A 26,946-nucleotide genomic window follows, 5' to 3' on the forward strand; every position below is an offset into this window, starting at 1 on the left:
TCTACGTTGCGAACTGGTTCCTGCTGTCGATGATCCTGACCGTTGCCATGCTGCATCTGGTGAACAACGCGGCAATCCCGGTGTCGATCTTCGGGTCAGCGCAGGTGCAGGTCTATTCCGGTGTGCAGGATGCGATGGTGCAGTGGTGGTACGGCCACAACGCCGTTGGCTTCTTTCTGACCGCCGGCTTTCTTGGGATGATGTACTACTTCGTGCCAAAACAGGCGGAACGGCCGATCTACAGCTACAAGCTTTCGATCATCCACTTCTGGGCGCTGATCTTCCTCTACATCTGGGCCGGGCCGCATCATCTGCATTACACCGCGCTGCCGGACTGGGCCTCGACGCTTGGCATGGTGTTCTCGGTGATCCTGTGGATGCCAAGCTGGGGTGGCATGATCAACGGGCTGATGACGCTGTCGGGCGCCTGGGACAAGCTGCGCACCGATCCGATCATCCGGATGATGGTGGTGTCCATCGGCTTTTACGGGATGAGCACCTTCGAAGGGCCGATGATGTCGATCAAGGCGGTGAACTCGTTGTCGCATTACACCGATTGGACCATCGGGCACGTGCATTCCGGCGCCTTGGGCTGGAACGGGATGATCACCTTCGGCGTGCTGTATTTCCTGGTGCCAAAGCTGTGGAACCGCGAGCGGCTTTACAGTCTGACGCTGGTGTCGTGGCACTTCTGGTTGGCGACGATCGGGATCGTGCTTTACGCGTCTTCGATGTGGGTCACCGGGATCATGGAGGGCCTGATGTGGCGCGAAGTGGATGCGAACGGGTTCCTGGTGAACGCGTTTGCCGACACGGTGGCCGCGAAGTTCCCGATGTATGTGGTGCGGGCGCTGGGCGGGGGGCTGTTCCTGATGGGCGCGCTGATCATGTGTTACAACTTGTGGATGACGGTGCGTGCGCAGCCCCAACGGGCGACGCAGCACTCGGCAGTCCCGGCGGAATGAGAGGGCGGGACAATGGGTATTCTTGACAAACACAAGGCAATCGAGACGCATGCGACGCTGCTGATGGTGCTGAGCCTTCTGGTCGTGACCATCGGGGGGATCGTGCAGATCGTGCCGCTGTTCTACCTGGAGAACACCATCGAAAAGGTGGACGGGATGCGCCCCTATACCCCGCTGGAGCTGGCCGGACGGGATATCTACATCCGCGAGGGCTGCTACAACTGTCACAGCCAGATGATCCGCCCGATGCGCGACGAGGTGGAGCGGTATGGCCACTACAGCCTTGCTGCGGAAAGCATGTACGACCATCCGTTCCAGTGGGGGTCCAAGCGCACCGGGCCTGATCTGGCGCGGGTGGGCGGGCGCTATTCGGATGAATGGCATGTCGACCATCTGACCTATGCGCGCGGTGTGGTGCCTGAATCGGTGATGCCGCCTTACGGGTTCCTTGCCAACGCAGTGATCGACGGCAAGTACATCGAAGATGTGATGGCCACGCACCGTATGGTGGGGGTGCCTTACACCGATGCGATGGTGGAAAACGGTCTGGCAGACATGACGGCACAGGCCGATCCGCTGGGCGACAGTTCCGGTGTTGAGGAACGCTATGGCGCAGACGCCTTCGGCACCGCAGTCAATGTGCGCAACTTTGACGGCAAGCCCGAACTGACCGAGATGGACGCGCTGATCGCCTATCTGCAAGTGCTGGGCACGATGGTCGATTTCTCGACCTTCACGCCCGTGGCGAACCGGTAAGGGAGGGGAACATGGAGATCTATACGTTCCTGCGCCACATGGCCGACAGCTGGTTCTTGCTGGCGATGACGCTGGGCTTTCTGGCGCTGTGTGTCTGGGCCTTTCGTCCGGGCAGCCGAACCACCCATGAGGAGGTGGCCAAGTCGATCTTTCGCAATGACGAGCGTCCTGCGGAAGACCCCCCAGCCACCAACCGGAAGGAGGCGTAATCATGTGCGCCAAGCAAGTTAAGAAAGAACCGCGGCAGGTGGAAACGACCGGCCACCAGTGGGACGGGATCGAGGAGTTGAACAACCCGCTGCCGCGCTGGTGGGTCTGGGTATTCTATGCGACCATCGTCTGGGGGATTGGTTACACGGTGGCGTATCCGGCCTGGCCCTTGATCACCGGGGCAACTCCGGGGGTGATCGGCGGATCGACCCGTGCCGATGTGGCAGCTGAGATCGAGCGGTTCGATGCGGCCAATTCTGCCATCAAGGCAAAGCTGGTGGCAGCTGATCTGAATGCCATCGGGTCTGACCCCGATCTTGCGGGCTACGCGGAACGGGCTGGCGCGGCGGTGTTTCGCACCAACTGCACCACCTGTCACGGGTCAGGTGCGGCGGGTTTTGTTGGCAAGGGATACCCGAACCTTCTGGACGATGACTGGCTGTGGGGCGGGACGATGGAGGATATCCACCTGACCATCACCCATGGCATCCGCAATACGACCGACCCCGACGCGCGCTATTCCGAGATGCCGAAGTATGGTGTCGACGAACTGCTGGATGCCACGCAGATCGGGCAGGTTGTGGAACATGTGCTGAAGATCTCGGGTCAGGAGCATGACGCCGTTGCCGCAGAGGCAGGCGCCACAGTCTTTGCCGAGAACTGCGCCGCCTGCCACATGGAAGATGGCGCCGGAGATCGGACACAAGGCGCGCCCAAGCTGACCGATGCGATCTGGCTTTACGGTGGCACGCGCGAGGCGATCACCTACACTGTCACGAATGCGCGGTTCGGGGTGATGCCGAACTGGAACAAGCGGCTGAGCGAAGATGACATTCGCGCTGTCGCGTTTTATGTGCACAGCCGGGGGGGCGGCGAGTGACCAATGCGCCGGGCGGCATCATCCGCCCGGCATCCCCCATTTGACCTGCCGGAGCCTTTCGTGACCCAACCAGACACCGACACACCGAGCCTGTATCAGGCGCGCGAGCCGATCTTTCCGCGCCGGGTGAAAGGTGCGTTCCGCACGATGAAGTGGTGGATCATGGCGGTGACGCTCGGGATTTACTACATCACGCCATGGCTGCGCTGGGACCGGGGACCGAACTTGCCGGATCAGGCGGTGCTGATCGACATGGCGGGGCGGCGGTTCTTTTTCTTCATGATCGAGATCTGGCCGCACGAGTTTTACTTCGTGGCTGGGTTGCTGATCATGGCCGGACTGGGCTTGTTTTTGTTCACCAGTGCGGCGGGCCGGGTCTGGTGCGGTTATGCCTGCCCGCAGACGGTGTGGACCGACCTGTTCATTCTGGTCGAACGCTGGATCGAGGGTGATCGCAACGCGCGGCTGCGCCTGCATCGGCAGGCCTGGAACGCCGAGAAGGCCCGCAAACGGGCGGTCAAGTGGACGGTGTGGCTATTGATCGCGCTGGGCACCGGGGGGGCGTGGGTGTTTTACTTTACTGATGCGCCGACGCTTTTGGGCGACCTGTTGACCGGCAGCGCGCATCCGGTGGCCTATATCACCATTGCCATCCTGACCGGGACAACCTTTGCCTTTGGCGGCTTTGCGCGTGAACAGATCTGCATTTACGCCTGCCCATGGCCGCGCATCCAGGCCGCGATGGTGGACGAAGATACCCTGACCATCGGCTACCGCGACTGGCGGGGAGAGCCGCGTGGCAAGCAGGATGTGGCGGGCAACGGCGACTGCATCGACTGCATGGCCTGCGTCAACGTCTGCCCGATGGGGATTGATATTCGCAACGGTCAGCAAATGGCCTGCATCACTTGCGGCTTGTGCATCGACGCGTGCAACGACGTGATGGACCGGATCGGCAAGCCGCGCGACCTGATCGGCTACATGGCGCTGACCGACGAGGTGCGCGAACGCGCGGGGCAGCCTGCGAAAAGTGTCTGGGCGCATGTGTTCCGGCCCCGGACGATCATGTACACGGTACTGTGGGCCGGGGTTGGGGTCGGGCTGGTGGTGGCGCTGTTCCTGCGATCGCCCATCGACATCAACGTGACGCCGGTGCGGAACCCGACCTATGTGACACTGTCGGATGGCAGCATCCGCAACGCCTATGACCTGCGGCTGCGCAACAAGTCTGGCGATGACCAGCAGTTCGGCATTTCGGTGACGTCAGAAGAATTTGTCACCCTGTCGCTGGAAGGCGCCGAGGGTCTGATCGTGACGGTTCCGGCCAATGAGACAGCGACGCAGCGGGTCTATCTGACGGCGGCAGCGGGGTCCGAGGCGGCGGGGGATGATCGGTCCGACGTGCGGCTATGGGTCGAAGAGGTGGGGTCCACCAACCGGGCGCATCTGGATACGGTATTCAATGGCAAGGAAGACGGCGATGACTGAACTGACCGGGCGGCATGTGTTCTTCATCACCACGGGGGCGTTCGCGGTGATCATCGGGGTGAATATGGTGCTGGCGTTCAAGGCGGTCAGCACGTTTCCGGGGCTGGAGGTCGACAACTCCTACGTCGCGAGCCAGGGGTTCGACGACCGCAAGGCGGCGCAGGAAGCTTTGGGCTGGCAGATGCAGCCGGCGTATGAGGGCGGGCGGATGACGCTGGCGTTTGTCGACCGCGACGGGGTGCCGATGGCGGTGAGCGATCTGCAGGTGCTGGTGGGCCGCACGACTGAAGCCAAGGACGATGTCTGGCCGGTGTTTGCAGCGGTTGGCACCGGGTATGAGGCGGACGTGCCGCTGGCGCGGGGCAAGTGGATGGTCAAGGTGACCGCCAAATCGGCGGATGGCACGCTGTTTGAACAACGCTCGGAACTGCAAGTGAAGGGCTGAGGCGATGGCGCTGGCGGAAAGCTTTCCCGAAACGAGCCGGATGTCGGCCTGCCCGGCCTGCGCCGTGGTGCCAAGCGCCGAGCGGCTGGCGGCACTGGCGGAACCGGTTGCGGCGCGCATCATGCTGTCACTGCCGTTGGCGCACTGCGCGACGTGTATTTCCGCCGTTGAATCGGCGCTGTCCACCATTCCGGGGGTGCGGTCGGCGCGGGTGAACCTGACGCGCAAGCGGGTGAGTGTGGACGCCTCGCCCGATGTCACGGCGGCGCAGTTGATCGGTGTGCTGGCGGCCGAAGGGCAGGAGGCGCATGAGCTGGACCCCGGTTTGCTGAGCACGACCGAGACGGACCGGCAAGGGCGCGATCTGCTGATGCGGCTGGGGGTTGCGTTCTTTTCGATGATGAATGTGATGCTGTTGTCGGTGGCCGTCTGGTCAGGGGCCGAGGCTGCGACGCGCGACATGTTCCACTGGATTTCGGCGGCGATTGCGCTGCCGACGGTGATTTTCGTCGGTCAGCCGTTCTTCAAATCTGCCTGGGCATCTTTGCGCGCCGGGCGGCTGGGGATGGATGTGCCAATTTCGCTGGCGCTGATCCTGGCAAGCACGATCTCGCTATACGAGACGTCGATGTCAGGGGAACAGGCGTATTTCGACGCGGCGGTGATGCTGGCGTTTTTCCTGCTGCTGGGGCGCTATCTGGACCACCGCACCCGCGCGGTGGCGCGGTCGGCGGCGGAGGAGCTGGCCGCGCTGGAAGTGCCGCGCGCGACCGTGCTGGCGGGTGGGGTCGAGGACGTGCGGGCGATTTCCGCTGTGCTGGCGGGCGATCTGGTGCTGGTGCGGCCCGGGGGGCGGATGCCGGTGGACGGCGTGGTGGTCGAGGGTGCGTCAGAGGTGGACCGAAGCCTGTTGACGGGCGAAAGCCTGCCGGTCTTCGCGGGCGAGGGCACTGTGGTCAGCGCCGGTGAGGTGAACCTGACCGGACCCCTGACGCTGCGGGTGACGGCGGCGGGCAAGGACAGTTCGCTGCACCGGATGGCCGATCTGGTTGCGGTCGCCGAAGGGGCGAAGACGCGCTACACCAGTTTGGCGGACCGGGCGGCGAAGCTGTATTCGCCGTTGGTGCATATCCTGTCATTCAGCGCCTTTGGCTACTGGATGTGGGCGACGGGCGGCGATGTGCGCTATGCCATCAACATCTCGGCAGCGGTGCTGATCATCACTTGCCCCTGCGCGCTGGGGCTTGCGGTGCCTGCGGTGGTCACATCGGCCAGCGGGCGGCTGTTTCGCAAGGGTCTGCTGATCAAGGCGGGAACGGCGCTGGAGCGGCTGGCCGAGGTCGACACGGTGGTGTTCGACAAGACCGGAACCTTGACGATGGGGGTGCCGGGGGTGACGAACCTTGACAGCCAGCCGCATGAGGCCGTGGCCGTGGCCGCCGGTCTGGCGGCGGGGTCGTCGCATCCGCTGGCGCGGTCGCTGGTGGCGGCGGCAAGGGCTGCGGGGCTGGAACCTGCGGTGGTTGGCGCAGTGAACGAGGTGCCGGGCTACGGCATTGAAGGCGTCTGGCAGGGCAAACGGGTGCGGTTGGGCCGGGCGGAATGGTGCGGGGCCGAAGTCTTGCCAGTGACGGCAAGCTATCTGAGCATGGGGGGCGCGGTGTTGCCCTTCACCTTTGCCGATGCGCTGCGGCCGGGGGCAGAGGTGGCGGTGTCGGCGTTGCGCAAGGCGGGCATGCGGATTGTGCTGCTGTCGGGCGACGCGCCGGGTGCGGTGGCCGATCTGGCGGGCCGGTTGGGGATCGAGGATTGGTCGGCGGGTGTGTTGCCGGCAGAAAAGGCGGCGCGGGTGGCGGCGCTTTCGGCGGCGGGGCGCAAGGTTCTGATGGTGGGTGACGGGCTGAATGATACCGCGGCGCTGGCGGCGGCGCATGTGTCAATCAGCCCGGCATCGGCGCTGGATGCAGCACGGGTGGCATCCGATATCGTGCTGCTGGGCCAGGACATGGCGCCGATCGCGGATGCGGTCCGGATCAGCCGTCAGGCGGTGCGGCGGATGGTGGAAAACTTCGTGATCTCGGGCGGGTACAACGTGGTGGCGGTGCCTTTGGCGCTGGTGGGTGCTGCAACGCCCCTGGCGGCGGCACTGGCGATGTCACTGTCGTCGATCACCGTGTCGTTGAACGCGATGCGGTTGAAGTAGATGGAGATTCTGGCCATCCTGATCCCGGTGTCGCTGTTTCTGGGCGGTGTCGGGCTGGTGGCGTTTTTCTGGGCGATGAAGACCAAGCAGTTTGACGACCCCGAGGGGGATGCGAACCGGATCCTGACCAAGGACTGGGACGAGCACCCCAAACCCTGACGGTTTTCAAGTGGAGCCGCCTGCCGAAGGGGCAGGCGGCACGGCTGTCCTGTCGCCTGCGCGGCCGGGGCCGCTTGGCTCCGGTTTTGAGTATTTGGACAAAGAGCAAACCTGGGATCGGCGCGCTGGTCTTGAATTCGGTCGCCTGGTGGATCAGGGCGACAGGGTTTCGCAGGGGATGGCGCGGGCGTGCAGGCGGCGGCAGGCGAGGTCTGCCTGATCCTCGGTCAGCCCCATGAAGTTGGCGTGCCAGGTGCCATCTTTCTGGCTGATCTTGCGCAGGCCATCGTTCAGGGTGGCGCTTTCGGCCAGGGCGGTTTTCAGGAGTGCGCGTTCGGCATCGTAACGCGACGGGAAGTTGCCGACATTGACCCCGAAATGGCGACCGCCGGAGGTGGACATGACGACGACGACCTCCTGGTCTTCGGCGGCGGGTTCTTCAAGCGCGGGTTCGGCGCTGTCGAAGATCGGGGCCTTGCGCGGGGTGGTAATCATGGCTGTGGCGAGTTCGGTCGGGGGCGGGGTGGCATTGGCTGCGCCGGCAACGGTTTCCACATCGGTCACCTCGGGCAAGGCATCGGTCGTGTCTGCGAGGGCGATGTCTTCGGCCAGCGGTTCACCGGCGTCGGTCATGACGAGCTCCGGGGTGGGCTGCGGTTCGGCAACGGCGAGCTCTACGGGAGCGTCGGCGGGGCTATTGTTGGGCAGATCCTCAGGGCGGGCCGGAGGCTTCAGGGCGGCGAGGGGGGAGTCTTCCAGGGGGTCGGTGGGGGTGGCATCGGCGATGACGAGGGCCTGGGCGTCAAGCGTGCCATCGGAGCCCGTTTCGGGCAGGGTGCCTTCGGCGACGGCGACGGCTTCGGCGTCAAGTGTGGCTTCTTCTGCGGGCATTTCCGGCAGAGTGTCGTCGGCGAGGGCGATGGCCTGTGCGTCAAGCGTTCCGGCGGGGGCTTCGGTTGGCGCTTCTGCCAGGGCAAGTGCCACTGCGGCATCGGTTTCGGCGTCGGTGGGGGCGGCGGCGATGGCCTCGGCCTGGAAGTCTAGGGTGCCTTCGGGGGCAGACTCGGCGGTTGCTTCGGCAAGTGCGCCCTCGATGCTTTCAGCCATCGCGATGGCTATGTCATCGGGTACCTGTGGGGTGCTGGGGCGCGGCTTGGGGCGCGGCGAGACACTCACGGCGCCGGAAATGCGCAGGGTCTTGGCGGAGCCGCCTTCGGCATCGGGCACGTCGATCTCAGGCTCGGCCGAGGCGATCAGGGCGTCAGTGGGGGCCTCTGGCGCCACCGGCTTTTGTTCGTCGACGCGGTTCTTGGCGATGCCAAAGCCGAGATCCATCAACTCTATCATCTTGGCGTTGCGGGCAGCTGTGGACGCGCCGCCGAACACCGTTGCGATGATGCGCTTGTTTCCGCGCTGCGCCGAGGCGGTGAGGTTGAAGCCGGCAGCGCCGGTGTAACCGGTCTTGATGCCGTCAGCGCCTTCGTAGGCGTCGAGGAAACGCGAGTTGGTGTTGCGCACTTCAGCTACGCCGGCATCGGCGGTGCGGCGGGAGAAGATGTTGTAATACTGCGGAAAATCGTAGAATAGATGGCGGCCAAGCGTGGTCATATCACGGGCCGAGGACAGGTGGCCTTCGGCGGTCAGGCCGTTGGCGTTGCGGAAGGTGGTGTTGGTCATGCCAAGCTGCTTGGCGGTGCGGGTCATGCGTTTGGCGAAGGCGGCCTCGGTGCCGCCGATGGCCTCGCCGATTGTGGTGGCAGCGTCGTTGGCGGATTTGACGGCGGCGGCGCGGATCAGGTAGCGCAGGGCGATCTTTTGCCCCGGCTTAAGCCCAAGGCGCGAAGGCGGCTGTCCGGCGGCGTGTTTGGATACGGTGATCTTGCTGTCGAGCGACAAGCGACCAGCCTCGATTTCCTGAAAGGTGATGTAGAGCGTCATCATCTTGGTCAGCGACGCCGGGTTCAACCGGGCGTCGGCGTTCTTTTCATACAACGTCTCGCCGGTGCGCGCGTCGATCACGATGGCTGCAAAGGGTGCCGCCTGCGCGGGCACAAACAGCAAAATGCCGATCATCAATATGATGGTGAAACGGAGAATCCGCCCGATAAGCGATACCACGTCGCTGGTCCCTTTGACTGTCCGACCCGGATTCCCGGTGTCGATTTTCTGCCTCATGGTCGAGGCTAGCACAGGCTTCACAATCCGAAAACCCACAAATTACAATGGCTTTGGGGGAATACCTCACCTAGTTGCAGGGATGCTGCACCCCCATCAAGAATGGCCACATCTGGGGTCTTTTGCGACAGGTGACGCTATCTGTAGATGCCGTCTAAAGCAGTTCAATCAGGTCCGGAAGTGCCCCGAGATCGGCGATTGCATGAAAGCGCCGATGGGCGGTGGGCGGATCGGCAAATTCCAGCACCCAAGTGACGCCGTGCGGGACGTGTACGCCCCAGCTGCCAGCCTCAAGCGCGGGGATCACGTCTGATTTGAGAGAGTTGCCTACCATCATCGCCTGATCGGCCCCGGTTCCATGGCGGGCAAAGATCGACGTGTACGATGCGGCGGTCTTGTGGGACACGATTTCCACGCCGTGAAACAAATCACCAAGACCCGATTGCGCCAGTTTGCGTTCCTGATCCAGAAGGTCCCCTTTGGTGATCAGGACCACACGGTAGCGGGCCGCAAGCGTCGTCACCGTGGCGCGGGCGTGTGGCAGAAGGTCGATCGGATGTTCCAGCATTTCGCGCCCGGCAGCGATCAGTTCGCCGATCACGGTCGCGGGAACCCGACCTTCAGTCACCTCGATTGCGGTTTCGATCATCGAGAGGGTGAAGCCTTTGACGCCAAAGCCATACTGCCCGATGTTGCGGTGTTCAGCGGCAAGCAGTCGGTCATGCAATTGGCCTGCATCGGCGTGATCGGCCAGCAGGTTGACAAAACGATCCTGCGTCAGACGAAAGAACGCCTCGTTGTGCCACAGCGTATCGTCTGCATCGAAACCGATCGTGGTCAGCATCGCGGGCCCCTTTCGACCAAGTCTGTGCATGGACACAGCGATGTGCGCAATGGTCGTCTGACGGCCCCCTTTTCGCCACAGCAAAACCAGCTATATTGAGCGGATATGTGTCTGACCCCCGAATCTGCCATTCCGGAGCCACCCCTCGTGTCGCAACGTCCACTGAACATGTCCGACAAGACGGATGGTCCCGGACAGGACACATCGCTGCTGACCAAGACAAAGACCAAGACGGAGCGTCCGCCTTTGTACAAGGTGATGCTTTTGAACGACGATTACACGCCGATGGAGTTTGTCGTGCATGTGCTGGAGCGGTTCTTTGGCCTGAACCATGCGCAGGCCTTTGACATTATGCTGACGGTGCACAAGAAGGGGCTGGCGGTGGTTGGCGTGTTTTCCTTCGAAGTGGCGGAAACCAAGGTGGCGCAGGTGATGGATTTTGCCCGGCGTCATCAGCATCCGCTGCAATGTACGATGGAAAAAGAGTAGCGTCTTCAAGCCACCCATAAGGAATCAGGGGCGCTTTTGCGCCTGCCCATGCGATCATCCCGACTGAATTTGGCGCTGGATACCGGCGCAGTGACGTTGCCGCCTGAAGGGCCGGTGGCCGTCTTCCGGCCCCGCGTCGGCGATGATTTGTCCGATCTTCCGAAAGAACGGGTGGTGGTGCTGACCGGCTTCAGGCCCGATGTCGAGCATTTCGCTGCGCGTGGCTATGCCGTGGAGCCAGCGGCGCCCTATGCAGCGGCGTTGGTCTGCCTGCCGCGCGCCAAGGCCGAGGCGCGGGCGCTTATCGCGCAGGCGGCGGCTGAGGTGGTGCCGGGAGGCCGGGTCATCGTCGACGGGCAAAAGACCGATGGCGTGGATGCGGTGCTGAAGGATCTGCGCAAGCGGGTGGCGCTGTCCGAAAGCCTTTCAAAGGCGCATGGCAAGCTGGCAAGCTTTGCCGCCGGGCCGGGGCTGGAAGATTGGGCGGCACGGCCAACCATCATCGAGGGCGGGTTTCAGACCCTGCCGGGGGTGTTTTCGGCCGATGCGCCGGACCGGGGGTCGGTCATGCTTGCCGCAGCGCTGCCGACCAAGCTCGGGCCGAAAGTGGCAGATCTGGGGGCGGGCTGGGGCTACCTCGCGCGCGCGGTTCTGGCGCGGGATGGCGTGAAGCGGCTGGATTTGGTCGAGGCGGAGGCGGCGGCGCTGGAGTGCGCGCGGGTCAACATCGTTGACGATAGGGTGCGGTTCCACTGGGCCGATGCCACCACGTTTCGCCCGGAAAACCTTGTGGAAACGGTGGTTTGCAACCCGCCTTTCCATACCGGGCGCGATGCGGACGCGGGCCTTGGCGCGGCGTTCATCACCGCGGCTCGGCGGATGCTTGCGCCGGACGGGGTGCTGTGGCTGGTTGCAAACCGGCATCTGCCTTATGATGCGGTGCTGACCGCGCTGTTCCTTGATGTCGAGGAAATGGCCGGTGACGGAACCTTCCGCGTGATCCGCGCCAAAAAGCCCAAGCGAGCGAAACCGTGACAGAATTCGGAGCCAGCTGATGTCATTTTCCGTATCCGGCAAGACGGCCATCGTGACCGGGGCCGCGAATGGCCTTGGCCTCGCCATCGCGCGGCATCTGGTCGACAAGGGGGCGAATGTGATGTTCGCCGACATCGACGAGGCACGGCTTGAGGACGAGGTCGGCGAAGAGGCGCGGGCCGAGCGTACCATCCGGATGTTCGCGGGCGATCTGACGCAAAAGCTGACCATCGCCAACCTGTTGTCGGCGACGATGGATGCGTTTGACCGCGTGGATGTTCTGGTGAATGCCAGCCGCAAGGTAACGCTGTCGGAGGTGCTGAACCCGGATGCCGACGCGGTCGAAGAACTGTGGGATCAGAACCTTTTGACCGCGCTGCGGATGACGCAGATGACCGCGAAGCGGATGATCCAGCATGGTGCGAAGGCCGACGCGGAGCCTGGCACGATCCTTGGGTCGATCATCAACATCTCGTCGATCACCGCGCAGCATACGCGACCGGAACTGTTGGGTTATTCGATTGCGTCGGCGGCGATTGACCAGATGACCCGGTCGATGGCCGTGGCGCTGGCACCGAAGGGCATCCGCGTCAACGCCGTGGCCTTTGGCAGCGTGATGAGCGCCAGTTTGCAGACGGCGCTGAAGGACAACCCCGATTTCCGCGACCAGATCACCGGGGGCACGCCGCTGGGCCGGATTGCATCACCGGGCGAGGTGGCCGAGGCGGTGCAGTTTCTGGCATCGGACGCGGCCGGGTTCATCACCGGGCAGGTGCTGACGGTGGATGGCGGGCGCAGCCTGATCGACCCGGTAAGCGCCCCGGCGCACTGATCATTCCGGGTGTTCGGCCTTGCACTGCGCGATCACCGGGGCGGCTGCCTTGGCCAGTTGTTTGCGTTTGGCTTGCAGGCCCTCAAGCTTTTTCGCCTCATCGGCCAGATCGATGGCTTTGGGCCGGGTGATCGTTTCCTCCACCTCGTCAAGGCACATGCGCGGCGGGGGTTGGACTTCGCCTTCGGGAACCTGTGGCACATCGCAATAGACCCAGGTCGGGGTCGAGATCGTGATCTGTTCATAGGCATAGCCGCGCTGAAGGTTGCCTTCGGTCTCGGTGATCAGGCGGTCTACGGTGCGCAGGTCGCGGGTGTTGCGGTTGATGCACTGTTCCTGCGGGGTTCCGCAGGCGGCAAGAAGGGCAAGGACGGGCAGGGCAAAGCGTTTCATCGGGCGACTCGGGGCTGAGGCTGTGGGCGCAGGGTAAACCCTTGACGTTACGGTGCCAAATGTCCTGTTGGAAAGCCCGGCGCGGGAATGGTAGGCATGGCTCAATTGATTTTGGGAGGCAAGTGATGACCGATCCGTTTGACACCCGCAAGACGCGCGCGGCAGCGTGGTTTCGCACCCTGCGGAACCAGATTGTCGAGGCGTTCGAGGGGCTTGAGGATCGGTATGGGACAGGTGCCGTGGGCCGGTTCGAGGTTACGCCCACCGTTCGCGCCGATGGTGGCGGCGGGCTGATGAGCGTGATGCGCGGTGGGCGGGTGTTCGAAAAGGTTGGCGTCAACGTATCCGAAGTGCACGGGGTGCTGGGCGAGCGGGCGCAAAAGGCGATGGCGGCGCGCGGCGTGCCGGGCATGGCCGAGGACCCGCGGTTCTGGGCCAGCGGCATCAGCCTGGTGGCGCATATGGTCAACCCGCATGCCCCGGCAGTGCACATGAACACGCGGATGTTCTGGACGCCGGGGGCGGCATGGTTCGGCGGCGGGTCGGACCTGAACCCGGCGATCGAATACCCTGAAGACACGGCGCATTTTCACGGTGCCATGCAGGCGGCCTGCGATGCGCATTCGCCCGACTATTTCCCCAAGTTCAAAGCCTGGGCCGATGAGTATTTCTTTGTGCCGCACCGGGGCCGGGCGCGGGGCGTGGGCGGAATCTTCTATGACGATCTGAACACCGGCGACTGGGAGGCGGACTTCGCATTTACCCAAGCTGTAGGGTTGGCGTTCTTGCCGGCCTTTGTGCCGGTCACCGAGCGCAGGGTGGGCACGCCGTTCAGTGAAGACGACCGCGAGACGCAGTTGCGCCATCGTGGCCTTTATGCGGAATACAACCTTGTCTATGATCGGGGCACCAAGTTTGGGCTGGAAACCGGGCATGATGCCAATGCCGTGCTGATGAGCCTGCCGCCGATTGCCAAGTGGTATTAGGGCGGCCCGGTGATTGATCTTGCAACACTTGCAAGCTTTGCGCTGACATCGACTTTGATCGAGATCACGCCGGGGCCGAACATGGCCTATCTGGCACTGGTTGCCGCGACCAAAGGGCGAAAGCCGGGCCTTGCTGCGGTGGCCGGGGTCGCGCTGGGGCTGGGGGTTCTGGGGGTGGCAGCAGCGTTCGGGTTGGACGCGCTGATCGCACAATCGCCCGTGGCTTATCAGGTGTTGCGCTGGTGCGGTGTGGCGTATCTGGCGTGGCTGGCTTGGGAAGCCTGGCGCGAAGCGGACGACCCGGCGGAACAAGTTGATCCAACGGCGTCACTAGGCCAGTATTTCCGGCGTGGGTTGATCACCAATCTGCTGAACCCCAAGGCCGCGTTGTTCTACCTTGCGGTCTTGCCGGGGTTCCTTGCCCCTGACGCCGGCTTGGGCGATACGCTGACGCTGTCGGCGGTTTATGTGGGCGTGGCCACAGCCATCCACAGCGCGATTGTCATGGCCGCTGGTGCGGCGCAAGGCTGGCTTGCCGATCCGCGCCGGACACGCCCGGTGCGGCGGGGCCTTGCGCTGGCGCTGTTGGCTGTGGCGGCATGGGTCGTTTGGAAGACCTGAGGAGATTGGTTGATGGCGGATATCGAGATGACGGCGGCCTATGCGTCCATCGTCGAGGACGAGGGGCAACTGTTCGTGGGCTTTGCCGAGGGGGAGGACGAGGATGAGGGCTATGCGCTGTTTCGCCAGCCGGTGACGGGTGGGCCGGTCTGGTTTGAGGTGACGGACGAGGTGTTCGGCGGCTTTGACGCGGTGGAGCGGGCGGATGTCGTCGAAGGGCGGCTGACCGTCGTGATCCGGCCCGAGATGCAGATCCGGTTCGGCGGTGTGGCGCGGGTGCTGATCCACCTTGGCGACGCCGAAAGCGCCGCAGAGGCCGTGGCGGCGGTACACGGCATGTTAACGCAAGCTTAGCGGCATTGTTCGCGGCGATTGCGGGCTATATCAAAGCTGTGCGCGATGCCGCGCGGCATTCTAGGACAGTTTCATGCAACACAACGCCATGCCCGCTTCGGGCCAAGTGCCATTTCCAATTGTTCCGGGGCGCTGGATCGCGATGGCGGTGCTGCTGATTGCGGGGTTCATGAACCTGATCGACGTGACCATCGTCAACGTGGCACTGCCCAGCATGCAGGCGGCCTTTGACGCCACGAGCAGCCAGATCGAATGGGTCGTGGCGGCCTATATCCTGTTCTTTGCATTGCTGTTGCTGCCTGCAGGGCGGCTGGGTGACATCATTGGGCGGCGTGAGATGTTCATTGCCGGGGTGACGGTGTTCACCATCGGCTCGGCGTTCTGCGGGTTGGCGCCGAGCATCGAGACGCTGGTGCTGGCGCGGATCGTGCAGGCGGCGGGGGCGGCGATGATGACGCCGCAAACGCTGGCCATCGTGCCGGTGCTGTTTGCGCCCAAGGAACGCGGGGCGGCATTTGCGCTGGTCGGGTTGTCGGCGGGTCTGGCAGCGGTGGCGGGGCCGATTGCCGGCGGGCTGTTGATTGGTGCCGATATCTGGGGCCTGGGTTGGCGACCGATCTTTCTGGTCAACCTGCCGGTGGGGGTTTTCGCAATCCTTGCGGCGCTGAAGTACCTGCCGAAGGTCAAAGGCGATGCGGCGATGAAGAACGATTACATCGGCATTGCGATTGCCGCGGTGGCGCTGCTGCTGGTGGTTTTTCCGCTGATCGAGGGGCGGCAGGTTGGCTGGCCGTGGTGGTGCTTTGCGATGATGGCGGCATCGGTGCCAATGACTTGGGCGTTCGTGCGCTGGCAGTTTGCGCAGGCGGCACGCGGCGCGGCGCAACTGGTGCCGGTGACGTTGATGCGCAACCGAAACTTCATGGTCGGAACCGGGCTTGCGGCGGTTTTGTTCGCCGGTGTGCCAAGCTTTTTTCTGGTGTTGGCGATCTATCTGCAAGGCGGATACGGGTTATCCCCGCTGCAATCGGGGCTGACGACGGTGCCGTTTTCGGTGGGCGTGCTGATTGCGTCGGTGATTGCGGGGCCGCTGGGCCCGCGGTGGCAGCGCGAGCGGATCACGCTGGGCGCGCTGTTGCTGATGAGCGCGATGCTGGGCTTGCGCATGGTGGTTGGCGGCACGGTTGACGAGGTGGTCTGGTCGGCCTTTGCGGTGCCGCTGTTCATCGGCGGACTTGGGCTTGGGACGTCGATCTCGCCGATGTTCCAGACGGTGCTGGCCAATGTGTCGGGCCACGATACCGGATCAGCGTCGGGTGCGCTGCAGTCGATGCAGCAGGTTGGCGCGGCGCTGGGGGTGGCGATTGTGGGCGAGGTGTTCTTTTCGTCACTGATGCGCGCCGGGGGCGATCATCTGGCCTATGCCGGTGCGTTGCGGGCGGCGGTGCTGTGCACGGCGATCAGCTTCGGGTCGATTGCGCTGCTGGTCTGGATATTGCCAAAGCCTGCGCCCATCGCCGGAAGGCCCCCTGTCGCGGTCGATTAGGCCCGCCAGATCACGGCGTTTTGGCCTGCGCGCCAAGCAGCAGGCCAACACCCAGCACGATCACGGCCATGCCAAACATCTGCCGTTGGCTGACCGGTTGGCGAAACACGTAGGCCGAGACGGCCTGCGCAAAGATCACTTCGACCAGCGCCAAGGTGCGGACGTTGGCAGCCGAGGTGAGCGAAAAGCCGATGAACCAGAATTGCGAGGCGAGCGCACCGAGAAACCCCGCGCCAAGCGAACTGCGCCACACACCAAACGACGCGATGAGCGAGCGCCTGTCAAAAAGAACCATCCATATCAGTAAGATGCCAGCCTGAAGCGCCAGGCTAAGGGTAAGGATGGTGGTGGCACGGATCAGGAAATCGCCTGATGGCAGCGCCAGAATGCCGCCACGAAAGCCGATGGCAGCGGCCCCGAACAGCACGCCCGCCAGAAGGCCGGTCAGTGCCGGACCGACCTCGTGCCACTGGGTTGCGCCGGGCTTCAACGACATCACGAGAACCCCCGCCGTTGCCACTGCAATCGCCCCCAGCATCGGCAGGGTCAGCGGGTCACCCAGCACGGCTGCCGCGATCAGGGCGACGAGGACTGGCTCGGTCTTGATCCAGGCGGTGGTGACAGCGAAGGCTTGCGATTTCATAGTGAAAAGCATCAGCGCGGTGGCCGCGATCTGGGACAGCGCGCCGATGGTGGTAAAACCGAGGGCCTGCGCTGTAAGCGGCGGAACCGATTGGCCACTGATGCCGGTGACGAGCCCGAGGAACAGGATCGCGAACGGCAGGCCGAACAGAAAGCGCACCTGCGTCGCCCCGATGGTGCCGATGGCGCGGGTCAGGCTGGCCTGGGTTGCATTGCGGGCGGTTTGGGCGGCGGCAGCAATCAGGGTCGCCGCGACCCAACCAAAGCCCATGATCACCCGGCCCGCACCGTATCGATCATCAGTTGCACATTGGCTGGATCAGCCTCTGGCGTGATGCCATGGCCGAGGTTGAAGATATGCGGGCCGTTGCGGAACGCGCGGGCGACGTGCTGGGTGGCGGCCACCAGCGCTTGCCCGCCGGTGACCATGTGTTCCGGCGCAAGGTTGCCCTGAACGCAGCCGTCGATCTGCACATTCGCTGCGGCCCATTCCGGGCTGACGGAATTGTCGATGGCAACGCAATCGGCGCCGGTCTGGTGGCCGAAACCGATGTAGCCTTGCCCCGCCTCGCGCGGGAAGGCGATGATCGGGATATCCGGGTGGCGGGATTTGAGGGCGGCGATGATGCGGGCGGTGGGCGCGGTGGCAAAATCGCGGAAATCCTGACCCTTGAGCGAGCCTGCCCAGCTGTCGAACAGCTTTACCACTTCGACCCCGGCGCTGATCTGCATCGACAGGTATTCCACCGTCGCTTCGGCGATCCGGTCGATCAGCGCCTGAAATGTCGGGCGGTCGGTGTCTTTGAGCAGATGCGCAGCGGCCTGATCCTTGGAGCCCTTGCCTGCGATCATGTAGGTGGCCACGGTCCACGGCGCACCGGCAAAGCCGATGAGCGTGGTTTCCTTTGGCAGTTCGGCGGCAAGAATGCGGACGGTTTCATAAATAGGCGACAGGGTGTCGTGGATCGCCTCGGTCGGTTTCAGGGCGTTGACCTGCCCCATGGTGGTGGTGGTTTCCATGCGCGGGCCTTCGCCGGTCTCAAACCACAGCTTTGGGCCAAGCGCCTGTGGCAGCAGCAGAATGTCGGCAAACAGGATGGCCGCATCAAACCCGTAGCGGCGGATCGGTTGCAGGGTCACTTCGGCGGCAAGCTCGGGGTTGTAGCACAGCGACAGAAAATCGCCGGCCTTGGCGCGGGTGGCCCGGTACTCCGGCAAATAGCGGCCCGCCTGACGCATCATCCAGATTGGCGGGGTGGGCAGGACCTCGCCCTTCAGGGCGCGCAGGATGGTTTTGTCGGTCATTCTCAGCCTTTCGGGTTTCGCCCATGGGTCGGCTGGCGGATGGCGCTTGTCAAGAGTTGTCAGGCCAGGATGACAGATGTAAGCCTGTGCAGATGAGCGAAGATTTGCCCCACCCCGCCAAACCCCTGAAGATCGGAACCCGTGGTTCGCCGCTTGCATTGTGGCAGGCGCATGAGGTGCGAAGGTGCCTGATGCAGGCATTTGCCCTGCCCGAGGACGCGTTCGAGATCTGCGTGATCAAGGTGATGGGTGACCAGATCCTTGACAAGGCGCTGAAGGATATCGGCGGCAAGGGGCTGTTCACCCGCGAGATTGAAGAGGCACTGCTGGCCAGTGACATCGACATCGCGGTGCATTCGATGAAGGACATGCCGACGGTGCAGCCGGACGGGTTGATCATCGACTGCTACCTTGCGCGCGAGGATGTGCGGGATGCGTTCGTGTCGCCTTCGGTGCCGTCGCTCGCGGCATTGCCGCAGGGCGCGGTGGTGGGGTCATCATCGCTGCGCAGGCGGGCGCAACTGGCGCTGCGGCGGCCTGACCTGAAGCTGGTGGAGTTTCGCGGCAACGTGCAGACGCGGATGAAGAAGCTGGAAGATGGCGTTGCGGTGGCGACATTTCTGGCGATGGCGGGGCTGAACCGGCTGGGGCTGACGCATATGGCGCGCGGGCCGGTGGAAGTGGACGAGATGCTGCCCGCGGTCGCGCAAGGGGCCATCGGGGTGGAGCGGCGGCTGGATGACGCCCGGGTGGCGGGGTTGCTGGCCGCGATCCACGACGGGCCGACGGGTATACGGCTGGCGGCGGAGCGGGGATATCTGGCCACGCTGGACGGGTCTTGCGAGACGCCGATTGCCGGGCTGGCGGTGATCGAGGGTGAGACCCTGTGGCTGCGCGGCGAGATTTTGCGGCCCGATGGTTCCGAGGCCATTCAGGGCGAGCGGCGTGGCTTGGCGGCGGATGCGGGCAACATTGGCAGGGCCTTGGCGGACGATCTGCTGGCGCGTGCGCCGCAGCGGTTTTTCGCTTGGCAGAAGGCGTGACACTGTTCGGCTTCTTACAATTCCGATATTAGACTGTTACATTTGCGTTACACGTCAATGGTGGACATTATGCCGGCCGCTACCTCTTTGCTATTGAAAGAACTGGTTTTTCGGCTGTCGATGGAGGCCCCGGCACGGGTGCGATCCTTGACCCTGCCAGATGGCCGGCGGTTCTGGTTGAAGCGGGTTGAGGTGTTGCCGCTGCGGATGCGACTGCAAAAGGGCAACGCAGCGGCGGCCTTTGAGGCCGAGCGGACGGGATTGCGTGTTCTGGGTGAGGTTGGCCTGCCGGTGGCGCCTATTGCGCTGGATGGGCCGGACTTTCTGGTGCTGTCGGATGTGGGGAGGACCCTGAACCTTTTGTTGCGGCAGGCCCCGCTGGAGGAGCGGCTGAGGGCGTTTCGGGCTGCGGGCCTGTCGCTGGCACGGCTGCATCGGGCGGGGTTCGTGCATGGGCGACCGGCGATCCGCGACATCTGCTGGGACGGGACGCAGGCGCGGTTTATTGATCTGGAGCGGTTCTCGGTGGCGCGGCGCGGACGTCTGCATCAGGCGCTGGATGTGGTGATGTTCGTGCAGACCGTAATGACGGCGACCAATGGTTCCGTGCCGGAACTGGATGCAGCGCTGGACGCGTATGTGTCAGCGGCACCGGTTGAAGTGATGCCGATGGTGCGCCGGGTGGTTCGCTGGCTGGGGTGGCTGCGGCCGCTGGCGAATGCCGTCTTGCGCCTGCGCCCGCAATCGCGGGAACTTGCGGCGGTGCCGTTGACGCTGGCGCGGTTACGGTAACCGCGTGTTGTAGCGGCGAAGCGGGGGTTTCGCACCCCCGCACCCCCGTGGAGCATTATCCCGAAGAACAATGACATTTTGGTCAAGTCATGGGGAAACTGGTCAGTCCTGGGTCCTGAGCACCTGCGCCGGGCGGGCGGACAGCGGCCGCAGTGCGAAGGCGAGGCCCGCGAGCAGCGTGGCAAGGATGCCGCCGATGACGATGGCGAAGGCTGAGACCGGCTCGAACCTGTAGGTGGCGTCCATCACGAAGGTCATCACCGCCCAGCCCGCGATTGCCCCGGCGATGACAGCCACACTGCCAGCGGCGGCACCCATCAGGGCTGATCGCAGTGCAAAGCTTGCAAGGATGCGGCCACGCGTGGCGCCGAGGGTTTTCAGGATAGCTGCCTCGTAGACACGGGCGCGCTCACCAGCAGCGGCGGCACCGATCAACACCACGAAACCGGTGAGCAGGGTTGCAGCTGCGGCCCAGGCGGTGGCGGTGGCGATGGCGCCTAGCGCCTCGGTCACCCGATCAATCGCCTCGCGGATGCGGATGGCGGTGATGTTGGTCCAGGTCTTGGTCACATCCTTCAAAAGCTGGCCTTCCGCTTCGGGCGGGGCATAGACCGTGGAGATGAAGGTGTGCGGTGCGCCTTGCAGGGCGGCGGCGTTCAGCGACATCACGAAGCCTATTCCGGCGGTGGAGAAGTTCACATCGCGGAACGAGGTGATGGTGGCGGTGATGTCACGGCCAAGGATGTTGACGGTGATGGTATCGCCCAGTTTCAGGCCGATTTCGGCGGCCTCTTCGGCGGCGAAGGACACTTGCGGATCGCCGGTGTAACCTTCGGGCCACCATTTGCCGGCAGTGATCTTGGTGCCTTCGGGTGGGGTGTCGGCGTAAGTGAGGCCACGGTCGCCGCGCACCACCCAGTGGTCGGTCACCTCGGTTGCCGGTTTGCCGTTGATCATGGTGACGACGCCGCGAAGCATCGGCGCGCTGTCAACCTTGGTCACAGCGGGGTTGTTGGCCATGCTGGCAAGGAAGGGGTCAATCTGGTCGGGTTGGATATCGACGAAAAAGAAGGCGGGGGCGCGTTCGGGCAGGTCTTGTTCGATGGAGTTGCGCAGGTTGCTGTCGATCTGGCCGACAGCGGCAAGGACCGACAGGCCGAGGCCCAGTGAAAGGATGACCGACGTCGCCTCGGACCGCGCGCCGCCGATGGAGCCAAGCGCCAGACGCAACGGAACCCGGCCGCGCGTGAGGCCGGACCGCGCGGTGCGCCGGGCGAGGCGGCGCATACCGTAAGCCGTCAGTGCCAGCACCAGAAGCGAGCCCAGGATGCCACCCGCCGCACCGAGCGCAAGTTCAGGGATGCCCGATAGGTAGACCGAGCCGCCAACAAGGATCAGCGCCAGACCCAAAAGTGCCGCGATGTAGATGCCGCGCGGGCGGGCACGCTGGCCGTCGCCACCGCGATACAGGGCTGCGGCGCGGACGGTTTCGGTGCGGGCCAGTGGCCAGAGAGTAAACAGAAGCGCGGTGATCAGCCCGTAGAACGCCGCCTCGATCAGCGGCATTGGTGCCAGCGCGATGTCCGCGGGGAAAGGCAGTTGCGCCTCGATGATCGGGCTGAACAGCATCGGGATGCCTGCGCCCAGGATCAGGCCCGCGACAATGCCGATGCCGGCGAGAACGAGGATCTGGAAAAGGTAGATGCGGAAGATCAGCCGCCCTTCGGCGCCGATGGTTTTCAAGGTGGCGATGGTGGCGATCTTGCCGTCCAGATAGGAGCGCACGGCGGCAGAAATGCCAACCCCGCCCACGGCCAGCCCGGCCAGACCGACGAGCACGAGGAAACTGCCGATGCGGTCGACGAATTCGTCGATGCCTGGGGCGGCGCGGCGACTGTCGGACCAGCTCATGCCCTTTTCGCGGAAGGTAGCTTTGGCCTGATCTTCGAGCTGTTGCAGGTTGGTACCCGGGGGTAGGGCAAGGCGGTATTCGGTTTCATAGAGTGAGCCGGGGGCCAGAAGGCCAGAGGCGGCCAGCGCGTCGGTGCGGATGATGGTGCGGGGGCCGAGGGTGAAGCCGCCGGAACTGTCAGGTTCGCGGATCACGGCGGCCGTCAGACGAAAGGTCTGGGTGCCGAGAGTGAAGGTGTCGCCGATGTTGAGCGACAGTCGGGCGATCAGCACAGGGTCGAGCGCCGCGCCGGGAAGGCCGCCTTTGGTGGCCAGCGCATCGGCGAGGGGGATCGGGGGGTCTAGGGTGACGGTGCCGTAGAGCGGGTAGTTGGCGTCGACGGCCTTGATCTGGGTGAGGGCTGAATCATCCGCGATCACGGCCATGGAGCGGAAATCGACCACTTCGGAGCGGCGCGTGGCGGTGCGGTCCATGAAAGCCAGTTCTTCGGCGTCGGCGAAGCGGTAGGTGAATTCCATCTGCGCGTCGCCGCCAAGCAAAGCTGCACCCTGATCTTCCAGCCCTGACTGGATCGCCGCGCGCAATGTGCCGACGGCGGCAATCGCGGCTACGCCAAGGGCAAGGCACAGAAGAAAGATGCGAAAGCCCGTGAGGCCGCCGCGAAGTTCGCGCCGTGCGATGCGGGCGGCGAGGCGTGTCGTCATTCTGCGGCGGCCTTCAGTTCCGGGGCAAGGTTGCCATCCGCCAGCCGCACCACGCGGTCGCAGCGGGCGGCAAGTTCGGCGGAATGAGTGACCAGCACCAGCGTCGCCCCGTGTTGGTCACGCAAGCCGAATAACAGGTCCATGATCGCCTGACCGTTGACGCCATCAAGGTTGCCAGTGGGCTCATCCGCCAGAAGGATGGCGGGGCGCGGAGCGGCGGCGCGGGCAAGGGCGACGCGCTGCTGTTCGCCGCCCGACAGCTGCGAGGGGTAGTGATGCAGCCTTGGGCCAAGGCCAACCGCGACCAATTCCGCCTCGGCGCGGGCGAAGGCATCGGTCACATTCGCGAGTTCCATGGGCAAAGCCACGTTTTCAAGCGCGGTCATGGTGGGAATGAGGTGGAAGGATTGGAAAACCACCCCCATATTCCCCCTACGAAAGCGGGCAAGCGCATCTTCGTCCATTGCGGTGAGATCCTGGCCCAACGCCATGACCGACCCGCCGGAGGCACGTTCAAGCCCGCCCATCAGCATGAGGAGCGATGATTTGCCTGACCCCGATGGCCCGACCAGCCCGACCGATTCGCCGCGCGAGATGGAGAGAGAGATGCCTTTCAGGATGTTTACCGGACCGGCATTGCCCTGCAAAGTGAGGCGTGCATCGGTGAGCACGAGGATCGGATCGGTCATGCGGTCTGCCCTTAAGGAACTGTCTGGATTGGCATATGGCGCGGTTTGCCAGTTCCGCAATGCTGCAGTTGCGATATTTGCACTGTCAAGTTCAGTTTTTGCCGAACCGGTGACGATTGTGGCATTGGGAGACAGTCTTACGGCGGGTTACGGGTTGCAGGATCAGAACGACGGCTTTGTGCCGCAGCTGCAGGCCTGGCTGCAAGCGCAGCGGGCGGATGTGGTGGTGCAGAATGCCGGGGTTTCGGGCGACACGTCGGCGGGCGGTCTGGCACGGCTGGATTGGGCGCTGGGGCCGGAGGTCGATGCGCTGATCGTGACGCTGGGCGGCAACGACATGCTGCGTGGGCTGGACCCGGTAGGCACCCGCGCGAGCCTTGAGGGCATTTTGCAAAAGGCTGGCGAGCGGGGATTGCCGGTGCTGTTGGTGGGGATGCAGGCGCCGGGGAACTTTGGCCCGGACTACAAGCTGACCTTCGACGCGATGTATCCGGAGCTGGCGGCGCAATATGGCAGCCTGCTGGAGAACAGCTTCTTTGACGGGCTGGTGGCGGCGGGGGCCATCGCGGGCGACCCGGCATCGTTTGCCCCGTTCATGCAGGCCGACGGTATTCATCCGAACCCGGAGGGTGTGAAGTTGATCGTGCAGGGGCTGGGGCCGAAGGTGCTTGAATTGCTGGGGCGGGTGAAGGGTTAGGCCATTGAGCCGATGCCTTTGCTTCTATGCATAGTGGCACTAGGCTGCCGGCAAAGCGGGGGCTGGCCCCCGCACCGCCAGAATACTTCCAAACAGAAAAAGCTGAGTGCCAAATGACGTTGATTGAACAACTCGCGGCCGTGGTTGGCGCCGGGCATGTGGTGACCGGTGCCGATATGACGCGGTATTCGCGCGATTGGATGGGCAAGTATGCAGGCGCGCCGGTGGCTGTGGTGCGACCTGGGACTACTGCCGAAGTGGCGGCGTGCTTGCGGGCTGCGGCAGCAGTGGGTGTTGCCGTGGTACCGGTGTCGGGCAACACCGGGTTGGTTGGCGGGACGATGACCAACGGCGGGCTGATGATCAGTCTGGAACGGATGAACCGTATCCGCGACTTGCGCGCCGATACCCGGGTCGTGGTGGCCGAGGCGGGAGTGATCCTGAGCCGGTTGCATGAAGCGGCGGAGGCGGAGGGGCTGTACTTTCCCCTGTGGTTTGGCGCGCGCGGCTCAGCGATGCTGGGGGGTGTGCTGTCAACCAATGCGGGCGGGTCGAACGTTTTGCGCTATGGCTCGACCCGGGCGCTGTGTCTTGGAGTGGAGGTGGTGCTGGCGGATGGCAGGGTGCTTGATTTGATGAGCGAGTTGCACAAGGACAATTCGGGCTATGACCTGAAGGACCTGTTCATCGGGGCCGAGGGGACGCTGGGCATCATCACCGCCGCCGTGATGAAGCTGGTGCCCGCGCCACGCGCCCATGCCACGGCGACGGTGGCCGCGCGCAGTCTGCCTGATGCGCTGGTGCTGTTGAACCGTATGCAGGAGGCGACGGGCGGCCGCGTCGAGGCGTTTGAGTTCATGCCTGCCACCTATTCGCGCAGGCTGGCAGTGGCACGGCCCGACCTGGGGCTGCCGTTCGCGGACATTCCAGACGTCACGATTCTGATTGAGGCGGCAACAACCGTGCCGCGTGAGGCGGTGCCGGATGAGACGGGGGCCGTGCCGTTGGTGACGCTGCTGGAGGATGTGCTGGGCGAGTTGCTGGACGCCGGGCTGATTACCGACGCCGTGGTGGCGCAAAGCGAGGCGCAGCGCCGCGCAATGTGGGCGCGTCGCGAAGCTGCGGCGGAAATTGGGGTGGGCCTGACGCCGGTGGTGGATACCGACGTCTGCGTGCCACTGGACAAGGTCGAGACCTTCTTGGACACGGTGCTGGCCCGGTTAGAGGCGATTGACCCCGGACTTACCAGTCTGACGGTGGCGCATCTGGGGGACGGCAACTTGCATTTCAGCGCTTTTCCGACGCGGGATGATGCTGATCTGAAGGACCGGGTTCTGGAGATCGTGGAAAATGTGGTAGCCGAGTTGCGCGGCAGCTTTTCGGCAGAGCATGGCATCGGGCTGTCAAAGCTGAACTCGATGTCGCGGCGCAAGAATCCGGTTGCAATCGAAGTGATGCGCGCGATCAAGCAGGCGCTGGACCCGGCAAACCGGATGAACCCCGGCAAGGTCATTCCGCAGTGACTTGTGCCCGCCGGGGCACGGGGGTAGCGGTGGCGCCATGACCGCGATCAGGATTGTACTGCAGGACCCCGCGCTGCGCACTGCCGGGGTCGTCATGGCGCTGCAGGGCGGCATTGTTTGCAGCTTTGGTCCATACTTCGCGACGCTTGCAGTGAACACGTTTGGCTTTGGTGACGCGGGTTTCGCGGTGCTTTTGGCGGTGTCCAGCGTGCTGAGCGTATCGGCTTCGGTCATTGCGGGGATCAGGGCGGATCAGACGGCGAACCGGCGGCGGATCACGCTGGCGGCAGTAGGTTGTCTTGTGGCGGGGATGGCGCTGATGACGATTGCGCCGGGGCCTTGGGTCTTTGCCCTTGTGTCGGCAGTGCTGTTTCCGGTGGCCTCGATCACTTTCGGGCAGGTGTTTGCCTTGGCGCGGCTGGCGGGAACGACCTATCCTGAGGCCGAGCGGGACGGGATCATGTCGGTGATCCGGGCGCTGTTCGCGGCGCCCTTCGTGGTGGTTCTGCCGGTCTGGGCACTGGCCTTTGCGATGGGCGCGCCATTGTTGGCGATCTATCCCGTTGGTCTGATCATGGCCGGGTGCATGTTGGCTGTCGTTGCGCGCCAGTGGCCGCGCGATGGTGCGGCTGCATGGACGGACCGGCCCAGCGGGTTGAGCTTTCGGGCGGCACTGGCCGAAATGGCGCATCCGGCGCTGGCATGGCGGGTCATGGCGCTGGGCGCGGTTGTGGCGGTGAGCACGGTCTACATCGCTTTGATTTCGCTGGTGATGGTGGCGGACGTCGGGCGCGGGACGCAGGATGTTGCGCTGTATGTCGGGCTGGTGGCCGGGCTGGAGGTTCCCTTCATGCTGATCTTGCCGATGGTTTCGCGAGGATGGAGCCGGACGCGGATGATTTTCCTGGGGACGGCGCTTTATGCGGTGCATGTGGCGCTACTGCCGGTGCTTGCAGGCAGCGGCTGGGTCTGGCTGCTGATCTTGCCAGCCGCGATTGGCGGAGCGGTCACGCTGACGGTTCCGATAGCTTATTTGCAGGACCTGATGGCAGATCGGCCGGGTGCGGGGGCGTCGCTGATGGCGGTGCAGCGGTTGATCGGGGATGTGATGGCTGCAGTGTGTTTTGCGGCAGGCACGGCGCTGTCGGGTTATGGGCTGGTAGCGGGACTGGGCGTCGCGGTGTCGGTGGTCGGGGCGGCCTGTCTTTGGGCGGCGGATCGGCGAGCCTGACATCCAAGGCGGTGACAGGGCAAGCGC

27 protein-coding genes are annotated in these 26,946 nt (G+C 64.2%); 20 read left to right on the forward strand and 7 right to left on the reverse strand.

The genetic code is table 11. From position 1 onward, the window contains the following. The 8 genes from RMO18_RS06340 to ccoS form a co-directional block, all read left to right on the forward strand. A partial coding sequence (locus tag RMO18_RS06340) for a cbb3-type cytochrome c oxidase subunit I (protein WP_309664642.1) occupies positions 1-965 on the forward strand: 965 nt, incomplete at its 5' end. A gap of 12 nt (positions 966-977) precedes the next feature. Continuing rightward, positions 978-1,721, forward strand: a complete 744-nt coding sequence (gene ccoO / locus RMO18_RS06345; RefSeq protein ID WP_309664644.1) for a cytochrome-c oxidase, cbb3-type subunit II — start codon at positions 978-980, stop codon at positions 1,719-1,721. 11 nt (positions 1,722-1,732) lie between these two features. Beyond that, positions 1,733-1,930: a cbb3-type cytochrome c oxidase subunit 3 gene (locus RMO18_RS06350; protein WP_309664645.1), complete on the forward strand. Its 198-nt coding sequence runs from the start codon at positions 1,733-1,735 to the stop codon at positions 1,928-1,930. Positions 1,931-1,932: 2 nt separating this feature from the next. Next, on the forward strand, positions 1,933-2,811 hold the full coding sequence (ccoP, locus tag RMO18_RS06355) for a cytochrome-c oxidase, cbb3-type subunit III (RefSeq protein WP_309664646.1): 879 nt from the start codon (positions 1,933-1,935) through the stop codon (positions 2,809-2,811). Between the two features lie 60 nt (positions 2,812-2,871). Continuing rightward, positions 2,872-4,299, forward strand: coding sequence for a cytochrome c oxidase accessory protein CcoG (gene ccoG / locus RMO18_RS06360; protein WP_309664648.1), 1,428 nt, complete (start codon positions 2,872-2,874; stop codon positions 4,297-4,299). Then, positions 4,292-4,744: a FixH family protein gene (locus RMO18_RS06365; RefSeq protein WP_309664649.1), complete on the forward strand. Its 453-nt coding sequence runs from the start codon at positions 4,292-4,294 to the stop codon at positions 4,742-4,744. Before ccoG ends, RMO18_RS06365 begins: the two co-directional genes overlap by 8 nt. Before the next feature lie 4 nt (positions 4,745-4,748). After that, complete coding sequence (locus RMO18_RS06370) at positions 4,749-6,947, forward strand: heavy metal translocating P-type ATPase (RefSeq protein WP_309664651.1); 2,199 nt, start codon at positions 4,749-4,751, stop codon at positions 6,945-6,947. Next, a complete protein-coding gene (ccoS, locus tag RMO18_RS06375; protein WP_309664653.1) occupies positions 6,948-7,106 on the forward strand; it encodes a cbb3-type cytochrome oxidase assembly protein CcoS in 159 nt (52 codons plus the stop codon). Between the two features lie 153 nt (positions 7,107-7,259). Here ccoS and RMO18_RS06380 read toward each other — a convergent pair whose 3' ends face one another. Further along, a complete protein-coding gene (locus tag RMO18_RS06380; RefSeq protein ID WP_309664654.1) occupies positions 7,260-9,179 on the reverse strand; it encodes a serine hydrolase in 1,920 nt (639 codons plus the stop codon). A 256-nt stretch (positions 9,180-9,435) separates the two neighbouring features. After that, complete coding sequence (locus RMO18_RS06385; protein WP_309664656.1) at positions 9,436-10,125, reverse strand: HAD family hydrolase; 690 nt, start codon at positions 10,123-10,125, stop codon at positions 9,436-9,438. A gap of 168 nt (positions 10,126-10,293) precedes the next feature. On the opposite strand from RMO18_RS06385, the gene clpS reads away from it, so the two are divergent. Genes clpS through RMO18_RS06400 form a run of 3 tightly spaced genes read left to right on the forward strand, consistent with a single transcriptional unit; the run spans position 10,294 to position 12,481 of the window. Next, the gene (gene clpS, locus RMO18_RS06390) at positions 10,294-10,614 is read left to right on the forward strand and encodes an ATP-dependent Clp protease adapter ClpS (RefSeq protein ID WP_309664706.1); all 321 of its coding nucleotides are present in this window, start codon (positions 10,294-10,296) and stop codon (positions 10,612-10,614) included. 48 nt (positions 10,615-10,662) lie between these two features. Beyond that, on the forward strand, positions 10,663-11,649 hold the full coding sequence (locus tag RMO18_RS06395) for a methyltransferase (RefSeq protein ID WP_309664657.1): 987 nt from the start codon (positions 10,663-10,665) through the stop codon (positions 11,647-11,649). A 19-nt stretch (positions 11,650-11,668) separates the two neighbouring features. Next, on the forward strand, positions 11,669-12,481 hold the full coding sequence (locus RMO18_RS06400) for an SDR family oxidoreductase (RefSeq protein WP_309664658.1): 813 nt from the start codon (positions 11,669-11,671) through the stop codon (positions 12,479-12,481). On the opposite strand, the gene RMO18_RS06405 is transcribed toward RMO18_RS06400, so the two are convergent. Beyond that, positions 12,482-12,874: a hypothetical protein gene (locus tag RMO18_RS06405; RefSeq protein WP_309664660.1), complete on the reverse strand. Its 393-nt coding sequence runs from the start codon at positions 12,872-12,874 to the stop codon at positions 12,482-12,484. A gap of 125 nt (positions 12,875-12,999) precedes the next feature. Here RMO18_RS06405 and hemF point away from each other — a divergent pair, with 125 nt between their 5' ends. The 4 genes from hemF to RMO18_RS06425 all read left to right on the forward strand — a co-directional run bounded on the left by hemF (position 13,000) and on the right by RMO18_RS06425 (position 16,381). Beyond that, entirely contained in the window at positions 13,000-13,860 is an 861-nt protein-coding gene (gene hemF / locus RMO18_RS06410; protein ID WP_309664662.1) for an oxygen-dependent coproporphyrinogen oxidase, read from the forward strand. Positions 13,861-13,869: 9 nt separating this feature from the next. Continuing rightward, a complete protein-coding gene (locus RMO18_RS06415) occupies positions 13,870-14,481 on the forward strand; it encodes a LysE family translocator (protein WP_309664665.1) in 612 nt (203 codons plus the stop codon). A 12-nt stretch (positions 14,482-14,493) separates the two neighbouring features. Continuing rightward, positions 14,494-14,835 carry a hypothetical protein gene (locus RMO18_RS06420; protein WP_309664666.1) on the forward strand — a complete coding sequence of 114 codons (342 nt, stop codon included), beginning with the start codon at positions 14,494-14,496 and terminating at the stop codon, positions 14,833-14,835. A 73-nt stretch (positions 14,836-14,908) separates the two neighbouring features. Further along, complete coding sequence (locus RMO18_RS06425; protein ID WP_309664668.1) at positions 14,909-16,381, forward strand: MFS transporter; 1,473 nt, start codon at positions 14,909-14,911, stop codon at positions 16,379-16,381. Positions 16,382-16,391: 10 nt separating this feature from the next. On the opposite strand, the gene RMO18_RS06430 is transcribed toward RMO18_RS06425, so the two are convergent. After that, on the reverse strand, positions 16,392-17,294 hold the full coding sequence (locus RMO18_RS06430) for a DMT family transporter (RefSeq protein ID WP_309664669.1): 903 nt from the start codon (positions 17,292-17,294) through the stop codon (positions 16,392-16,394). 2 nt (positions 17,295-17,296) lie between these two features. After that, positions 17,297-18,328 (reverse strand): uroporphyrinogen decarboxylase, encoded by a 1,032-nt coding sequence (gene hemE / locus RMO18_RS06435; RefSeq protein WP_309664670.1) that lies wholly within the window; start codon positions 18,326-18,328, stop codon positions 17,297-17,299. A 92-nt stretch (positions 18,329-18,420) separates the two neighbouring features. Here hemE and hemC point away from each other — a divergent pair, with 92 nt between their 5' ends. Together hemC and RMO18_RS06445 are read left to right on the forward strand one after the other, a co-directional pair. Next, the gene (gene hemC, locus RMO18_RS06440) at positions 18,421-19,371 is read left to right on the forward strand and encodes a hydroxymethylbilane synthase (protein ID WP_309664671.1); all 951 of its coding nucleotides are present in this window, start codon (positions 18,421-18,423) and stop codon (positions 19,369-19,371) included. A gap of 93 nt (positions 19,372-19,464) precedes the next feature. Beyond that, positions 19,465-20,163, forward strand: a complete 699-nt coding sequence (locus tag RMO18_RS06445) for a serine/threonine protein phosphatase (RefSeq protein ID WP_309664672.1) — start codon at positions 19,465-19,467, stop codon at positions 20,161-20,163. 102 nt (positions 20,164-20,265) lie between these two features. Here RMO18_RS06445 and RMO18_RS06450 read toward each other — a convergent pair whose 3' ends face one another. Further along, a complete protein-coding gene (locus tag RMO18_RS06450; RefSeq protein ID WP_309664673.1) occupies positions 20,266-22,779 on the reverse strand; it encodes an FtsX-like permease family protein in 2,514 nt (837 codons plus the stop codon). Continuing rightward, on the reverse strand, positions 22,776-23,468 hold the full coding sequence (locus RMO18_RS06455) for an ATP-binding cassette domain-containing protein (protein WP_309664674.1): 693 nt from the start codon (positions 23,466-23,468) through the stop codon (positions 22,776-22,778). Before RMO18_RS06455 ends, RMO18_RS06450 begins: the two co-directional genes overlap by 4 nt. Here RMO18_RS06455 and RMO18_RS06460 point away from each other — a divergent pair. The 3 genes from RMO18_RS06460 to RMO18_RS06470 all read left to right on the forward strand — a co-directional run bounded on the left by RMO18_RS06460 (position 23,467) and on the right by RMO18_RS06470 (position 26,919). Continuing rightward, positions 23,467-24,165: an arylesterase gene (locus tag RMO18_RS06460; RefSeq protein ID WP_309664676.1), complete on the forward strand. Its 699-nt coding sequence runs from the start codon at positions 23,467-23,469 to the stop codon at positions 24,163-24,165. The two genes, RMO18_RS06455 and RMO18_RS06460, sit on opposite strands and share 2 nt — an antisense overlap. Positions 24,166-24,278: 113 nt before the next feature. After that, positions 24,279-25,688: an FAD-binding oxidoreductase gene (locus tag RMO18_RS06465; RefSeq protein WP_309664677.1), complete on the forward strand. Its 1,410-nt coding sequence runs from the start codon at positions 24,279-24,281 to the stop codon at positions 25,686-25,688. Between the two features lie 37 nt (positions 25,689-25,725). Further along, positions 25,726-26,919, forward strand: a complete 1,194-nt coding sequence (locus RMO18_RS06470; RefSeq protein WP_309664678.1) for a hypothetical protein — start codon at positions 25,726-25,728, stop codon at positions 26,917-26,919. Positions 26,920-26,946: the final 27 nt, after the last annotated feature.

It is taken from the genome of Tabrizicola sp. (assembly GCF_031377265.1).
Taxonomy (GTDB): domain Bacteria; phylum Pseudomonadota; class Alphaproteobacteria; order Rhodobacterales; family Rhodobacteraceae; genus JAUYQR01.